6 protein-coding genes and 1 pseudogene are annotated in these 6,362 nt (G+C 71.1%); 1 reads left to right on the forward strand and 6 read right to left on the reverse strand.

Features of this window, described 5'->3' with window-relative positions:
* From I53_RS07825 to solA, 3 genes are all read right to left on the reverse strand, one after another.
* Positions 1-278, reverse strand: a 278-nt coding sequence (locus I53_RS07825; RefSeq protein WP_043348805.1) for an ABC transporter permease subunit, incomplete at its 3' end; no start/stop codon positions are given.
* A gap of 37 nt (positions 279-315) precedes the next feature.
* Entirely contained in the window at positions 316-1,158 is an 843-nt protein-coding gene (locus I53_RS07830) for a transporter substrate-binding domain-containing protein (protein WP_043348808.1), read from the reverse strand.
* Positions 1,159-1,229: 71 nt separating this feature from the next.
* On the reverse strand, positions 1,230-2,393 hold the full coding sequence (solA, locus tag I53_RS07835; protein WP_043348811.1) for an N-methyl-L-tryptophan oxidase: 1,164 nt from the start codon (positions 2,391-2,393) through the stop codon (positions 1,230-1,232).
* Between the two features lie 203 nt (positions 2,394-2,596).
* Between solA and I53_RS07840 the strand changes: the two genes are divergently transcribed.
* Positions 2,597-3,553: a GlxA family transcriptional regulator gene (locus tag I53_RS07840; protein WP_043348814.1), complete on the forward strand. Its 957-nt coding sequence runs from the start codon at positions 2,597-2,599 to the stop codon at positions 3,551-3,553.
* A gap of 24 nt (positions 3,554-3,577) precedes the next feature.
* Here I53_RS07840 and eutC read toward each other — a convergent pair whose 3' ends face one another.
* The 3 genes and pseudogenes from eutC to I53_RS07855 all read right to left on the reverse strand — a co-directional run.
* Positions 3,578-4,372: an ethanolamine ammonia-lyase subunit EutC gene (gene eutC, locus I53_RS07845; protein WP_043348817.1), complete on the reverse strand. Its 795-nt coding sequence runs from the start codon at positions 4,370-4,372 to the stop codon at positions 3,578-3,580.
* A pseudogene (locus tag I53_RS07850) lies at positions 4,369-5,769 on the reverse strand (ethanolamine ammonia-lyase subunit EutB). The gene eutC and the pseudogene I53_RS07850 overlap by 4 nt, the downstream one beginning before the upstream one ends.
* Positions 5,770-5,909: 140 nt before the next feature.
* Positions 5,910-6,362, reverse strand: a 453-nt coding sequence (locus I53_RS07855) for a L,D-transpeptidase (protein WP_043348820.1), incomplete at its 5' end; no start/stop codon positions are given.

Here is a 6,362-nt window from a genome sequence, read left to right on the forward strand (position 1 = left end):
AAGTAGAAGAAGAAGATCTGCACGAGCGGCGGCGTGTTGCGGAACACCACCACGAAGCCGTTGACCAGCGCCCGCAGGACGCGCGACGGCCCGCTCTGCAGGAGCGCCCCGACGGCGCCGATGACGAGGCTCGCCAGGATGGTGCTGATCCCGAGGATTAGCGTCATCCGCAGGCCGGCCACGTACCGGTCCCAGTCGTAGGGATCGTAGAAGATTGTGAAGTTGAAGCCCGTGGTCTCGTAGAGCTGCTGGAACCACGCCTGGATCGTGGCGATCATCGCGGGTGAACGCCCGGCTTCGTCGTGCAGGCGCGCATCAGTTGGTCGCGTTCTTGTACTTCTCGTACATCGCCTTCGAGTAAGCGGTCGGCTCGATGCCCCACTTCTTCTCCTCGTTGACGATGAAGCCGGTCTTCATCCAGTCCTTGGTGGCGTCCTCGACCGCGGCCTGGAGCGTGGTGTTGCCCTGCGCCACCGCCATCATCCACGGGGCGTCGAGGATGCCCTTGAGCGGCAGCGCGTAGTTAGCCTTCCAGTCGTCGTCGAGCAGCTTACCCTGCAGCATGCTCTGGTCGTAAACGTAGCCGATGCAGTTGCCCTGCTTGAGCGCGAAGAGCGGCTTCTCGGATCCGTCGAAGGCGACGATCTCCGCCCCGTAGGTCCGCGCGACGTCCTTGTTGTACCAAGCCCCCGAGGTGGCGCAGACCGGCTTACCCTTGAGCTGCGCCCAGTCGGTGATGCCGGACGACTTGGGCAGCAGGACGTTGACGAAGTCGGAATAGTAGTTCGGGTCGATCGCCTGGACGACGCGGCGGCGCTCCGGCTTGTCCGAGAGGGTGGCGATCAGCAGATCGACCTTGCCCTGCTGCAGGAACTCGATCCGGTTGGCCGAGACGACCGGCACGAGTTCGAGCTTCACGCCCAGGCGCTTGGCGAGGTCGGCGGCAAGGTCGGGCTCGAGGCCGATAATCGTCCCACTCGGGTCGCGGAAGCCGAACGGCTTGTAATCCGCCTTCACGCCGACGATCAGCGTCCCGCGCTTCTTGATCGCGTCGACGCCGTCGGCGGCCGTGGCCCGGCCGGGCAGCGCGACGGCCGAGAACGCCGCGAGCGCGGCCAGCGCACCGGTCGTCAGAAGGGTGCGGATCGTGAGGCGCATCGGATCTTTCCTGCTCGGGTCAACCGATCTTGGCATGGTTTCTAGCAATCCACGAGCCATTAGCCGGCGCATCAACTGAAACGTGCCAAGGCGAAGGGCGTGAGATCGACTGTGCCGCCGGTCCCGGCCAGTTCTGCCGCGACGGCCTCGCCGATGCCGGCCGAGTGCTTGAAGCCGTGCCCCGAACAGGCGGAGACCACCGTGACCCGGTCCATCGCGGGATGCCGGTCGATGATGAAGCCGCGGTCGGGGGTCACCGTGTAGACGCAGGCCGCGGCCTGGACGACCTCCGGGGTCGCGCCGGCCAGACGGTTCGCGACGCGCAGCCGGTACATCTCGGCGGATTCGGACAAGTCGACGCGGCGCTCCACCCCGTCTGCACTGGTAGTGGTGTCGTACTGCTCCGTTGCGACTTTGATGGACCCGTCGAGCGGCGGGAAGCCGTAGAGGTATTCGGTGTCGCCCGTCCCGTACATCCAGATGAAGACCGGCGAATGCGGCCCGTAGGCGGTCTCGTCCGCCAGCGCGTACCAGTGCAGGAGCTGACGGCGGACGGTCAGGAGCCGGTCGAATGGGCTCCCGAGCAGCGGGGCCGTCCAGGCGCCCGCAGCCACGACGGCGCGGTCGGCCAGGATGGTCCCCTCCGCGGTGTCGATACGGACGCCGTTCCCGTCCTGCTGCAGCCCGACCACCGCGCAGTTCGTGCGGATCTCGGCCCCCGCGGCCCCCGCGCGGCCGAGCTGCGCCGCGAGGCAGCGCTCCGGGAACACGTAGCCACCGCCCGGCTCGTAATAAGCCTTCTCGTCGCCCGCGAGGTTGAGGAATTGCGGGAATCGGCGCGCCACCGCCGCACCGTCGAGCACCTCGTGGGCGATGCCGGCCCCCTGTGCCGCGCTGATCGAGCGTCCGACGAAATCCGGCTTCCCGTGATGGGACGAAGTGCCGTGGCCGGGTGCCATGACGAGGGCGCCGCAGGCGTTCAGCAGGGTCTCGCCGGTCTCGGCCTCCAGCTCGCGCCAGATGCGGTGCGAGGCGGTGACGAAGGGAACGTAGTCGGCGCCCTCACCGACCGCCTGCCGGGTGATCCGCGTCTCGCCGTGGCTGGACCCGAGCGCGTGGGGCGGCGCGAAGCGGTCGAGCCCGATGACCGCGGCGCCCCGCTTCGCCAGCTGGTAGAGCGCGGCGCTGCCCATCGCGCCGAGTCCCAGAACGGCGACGTCGTAGCGGCGGCTCACGGCCGGCACTCCTGGAGGCTGCCGGGACGGGACGCCGCCGCAGCGCGGAACGGGGGCAAGTCGGCAGGTCGAGGCATCCGGAGGCGGTCTCGCGCGGCACGGGAAGACGACACACAGGATGATGGATGCCAAGCATCGCGTTTGACCAGGACGGACGGTTTCTTGCACGGCTGAGCCGTGTGAGGCCGGAGAGCGCTGGCGGAATGGCTGCAGAGACCGCGGATTCACCGCAGGAGATCGGCTTCATCCTCGTGCCCGGCTTCGCGCTGATGTCCTTCGCCTCGGGCTGCGAGCCGTTCCGCGCGGCCAACGATCTCGCCGGGCGGCCGCTCTACCGGCTGCGCTACTTCGGCGAGGCGGAGGGCCGGGTCGCCGCCTCGTCGGGCGCGGAGGTCCCCACCGAGGCGCTGCCGCGCCAGCGCGGCCATCTCCACACCCTCTTCGTCTGCGCGGGCGGCGAGCCGACCGGGTGGGACAGGCCCGAGATCCACGCGACCCTGCGGCGGATGGCTCGGCTCGGCGTGCGCATCGGCGGCATCTCGGGCGGTCCCTACCTGATGGCCGCGGCGGGCCTGCTGGCCGATCGCGCGTTCACGCTGCACTGGGAATATGCCGGCGCCACGGTCGAGACCTTCCCGGACGCGCGCCTGAACCGGGCACGCTACGTCGCCGACGGCGATCGCCTGACCTGCGGCGGCGGCGTCGCGCCCCTGGAGATGGCCCACGCCCTGATCGCCGAGCGCATGGGTGAGGCCTTCGCCCGCCGCGTCTCCGACTGGTTCCTCCACACCGCCATCGGCGCCGCCGACGACCCGCAGCGGGCCTCCGCGGTCGAGCGCTATGGAATTCACCATCCGGCCCTGCTGACGGTGCTGGAGACGATGGAGAAAACGGTGGAGGCGCCGCTCGGCCGCCTCGCCATGGCGCGCCTCGCGTCCATCAGCCCACGCCACCTCGACCGGCTGTTCCTCGAGAAGCTCGGGTTGAGCTTCTCGGCCCAGTACAGGGCCATCCGCCTCGCCCATGGACGGCGTCTGCTGCGCCAGAGCCCGCTCCGGATCGGTGAGATCGCGACCGCCTGCGGCTTCGCGAGCGCGGCCCATTTCGCCCGCTGCTACCGGTCCCAGTTCGGCTGCAGCCCGTCCGCGGAGCGAGCGTGACGACCGTTCGGGCAATCCGAGCGGTCAGTCCCGCGCGTCCGGGAGAGCCTTCGGCTCGGCGGGATCCTCCCGGCGCAGCGCGACGCCGCTGGTGCCCTGGGCCAGCATCGCCCGCAGCAGCGCCTCCATCTGCCCGGCGGCCGCCTCGACCGAAAGGCCGCCCTCCCGGATGTTCGAGATGCAGTTGCGCCGGGAATCGGGCAGCCCCGGCTCCGGGCCGAACGTGACGTAGCAGCCGAGGCTGTCCGAGGCCGACAGGCCGGGCCGCTCCCCGATCAGAACCCCGACGCAGCGCGCCCCCAGCCGCGCCCCGATGGGATCGCCGATCGCCACCCGCCCCTGGCTTGCGACGACCACCGGGGCGAGGCTCCAGCCCGCCCGGCGCACCCGCGCCGCGAGCGCGGCGGTGGCGGGGACCGCGTTCAGCGCGACCGCCGTGGCCGAGAGCCCGTCCGCGATCACGATGGCGACGTCGAAGCCCGGCCCGTGCCCGTCGAGCACCGTGGCGGATTCCGGAGCGAGGCTGCGGCCCCGGTCCGGCCGGCGCAGGTACTCCGTCCGGTCGGACACGGTGGAGCGGACCTCCACCGATTCCAGGCCCTGGGCCCGCAGCGCTGCGCGGATCGCGGCCGCGTCGAGGGGCGTCCAGACCGCCTCGCGGGCGCGGGCATGGTCGAGGCCGAAGGCGAGCGCCGCGCCGGTGGGAAGGCCGGCGCCGTGCGCGCCCAGGGCGATGCGGGCCTGGGTCAGCCCGCGCAGATCGCGCAGCGTCGGGGTGCCCGCGTGGGCCGGCTTGGCCGGCTCGGTCGGGTCGCTCACGCGGCCCGCCCGGGCAGGAGCCGGGAGGCCGCGGCGAGGGCCGGGGGCAACTCACCCGTGGCGCTGGTGAGCCGGCCCTGCGCGTCCGTGATGCGCACGTCGCGCAGCCACGCCTCGAATTCCGGGGCCGGCGGACGGCCCAGGGTCTCGCGGGCGAAGACCGCGTCGTGGTGGGACAGCGACTGGTAGTTCAGCATCACGTCGTCCGCCCCCGGCACGGTGATGACGAAGCTGACGCCGGCCGCGCAGAGCAGGGTCAGGAGCGCGTCCATGTCCTCGCCGTCGGCATCGGCATGGTTGGTGTAGCAGACGTCCACGCCCATCGGCAGGCCGAGCAGCTTGCCGCAGAAGTGGTCCTCCAGCCCGGCCCGGATGATCTGCTTGCCGTTGTAGAGGTATTCGGGACCGATGAAGCCCACGACCGTGTTGACGAGGAGCGGGTCGAACTCGCGCGCCACCGCGTAGGCGCGCGCCTCCATGGTCTGCTGGTCGACGCCCCAATGGGCGTCGGCCGAGAGGGCCGAGCCCTGGCCGGTCTCGAAATACATGACCTGGCCGCCCGCCGGGCAGCGGCCCAGCGCCCGCGCCGCCTCCGAGGCCTCGCGCAGGACGGCGAGGTCGACGCCGAAGCCGGCATTGGCCTTCTGCGAGCCGGCCACCGACTGGAACACGAGATCGACGGGCGCGCCTTTCGCCATGGCCTCGATCGCCACGGTGACGTGGCCGAGGCAGCAATGCTGGGTCGGCACGTCGAGGCGCAGCCGCAGGGTCTCCAGAAGCTCGACGATGCGGATGTAATCCGGCAGCGAATCGGTGGCCGGGTTCACCCCGATGACCGCGTCGCCCGAGCCCATCAGCAGGCCGTCGAGGGCCGAGATCAGGATGCCCTCGGACGAATCGGTCGGATGGTTCGGCTGGTTGCGGGTGGCGAGGCGTCCGGGCAGGCCGATCGTGGAGCGGAAGCGCGTCACGACCGGCCGCTTGGCGGCCACCGCGACGAGATCCTGCAGCCGGCAGATCTTGGAGACCGCCGCGACCATCTCGGGCGTGAGGCCGGGCGCGAGGGCGGCGAGCGCCCGCGCGTCGGCGGCGGGGGAGAGCAGCCACTCGCGGAAGGCGCCGACCGTGAGGGACGAGACCGGCGCGAAGGCCGCCGCGTCGTGCCGGCGGGCGATCAGGTCGGAGACCTCGTCCTCCTCCGAGGGATCAGCTCCTCGGCAGGAAGGTCTTCAGCGGCAGGTCCGCCAGCGCGATCTGCGCGGCCAGGCGCTCCACCGGCCCGTCGCGCAGAGGCCGGCGAGCTGGTCGCCGGACCGCTCCGGCGTCGCCTTGGCGAGGAGGCGGCGCAGGTCGGGGAAGGTGAAGCGTGTGCCTTCGATCGTCGTCGCGTAGGCCATGGCGGGCGCTCCCGGCGCGCTGTCGGACGTCAGGGAACCCGATCCTGCAGCATGTCGAGGCCGCCGGGGAGCGCGAACGGCACCGCCATCGGCGAAACTGACGCCTTCCGTCCGGGATCGCGCGCGGCGGATGCCCGCCCTCAGGCCGGGAGCACGACCACCTTCGTCTTGACGGGCGTCTGCGCGTAGAGATGGATCATGTCCTGGCTGAGCAGGCCGACGCAGCCGCTGGTGATGCCCGTGCCGATCGATTCGGCGTCGCTGCTGGCGTAGATCGTGTAGAGCGTATAGGCGCCGTTCTGGTAGAGATGGAGCGTGCGGGCGCCGAGCGGGTTGTCGAGTCCGCCGGGCATGCCGCGGGCGTATTTCGCCGCCTCGGGCTGGCGCCGGATCATCTCCTTGGGCGGGGTCCAGGTCGCCCATTCGGACTTGCGACCGACATACGCGTTGCCGTTCCACAGGAAGCCCTGACGGCCGACATTGGCGCCGTAGCGCGTGGCAGCGCCGTCGCCCTCGATGCGGTAGACGTAATAGTTGGCGGGATCGACGACGATCGTGCCGGGCGCCTCCGAAGAGGCGTACTGACGTCCGCC

It is taken from the genome of Methylobacterium sp. B1, assembly GCF_000333255.1.
Taxonomy (GTDB): domain Bacteria; phylum Pseudomonadota; class Alphaproteobacteria; order Rhizobiales; family Beijerinckiaceae; genus Methylobacterium; species Methylobacterium fujisawaense.

Coding starts and splice junctions, on each gene's coding strand:
- I53_RS07830 (WP_043348808.1), bottom strand. CDS start 1,158: ATGCGCCTCACGATCCGCACCCTTCTGACGACCGGTGCGCTGGCCGCG.
- I53_RS07840 (WP_043348814.1), top strand. CDS start 2,597: ATGGCTGCAGAGACCGCGGATTCACCGCAGGAGATCGGCTTCATCCTC.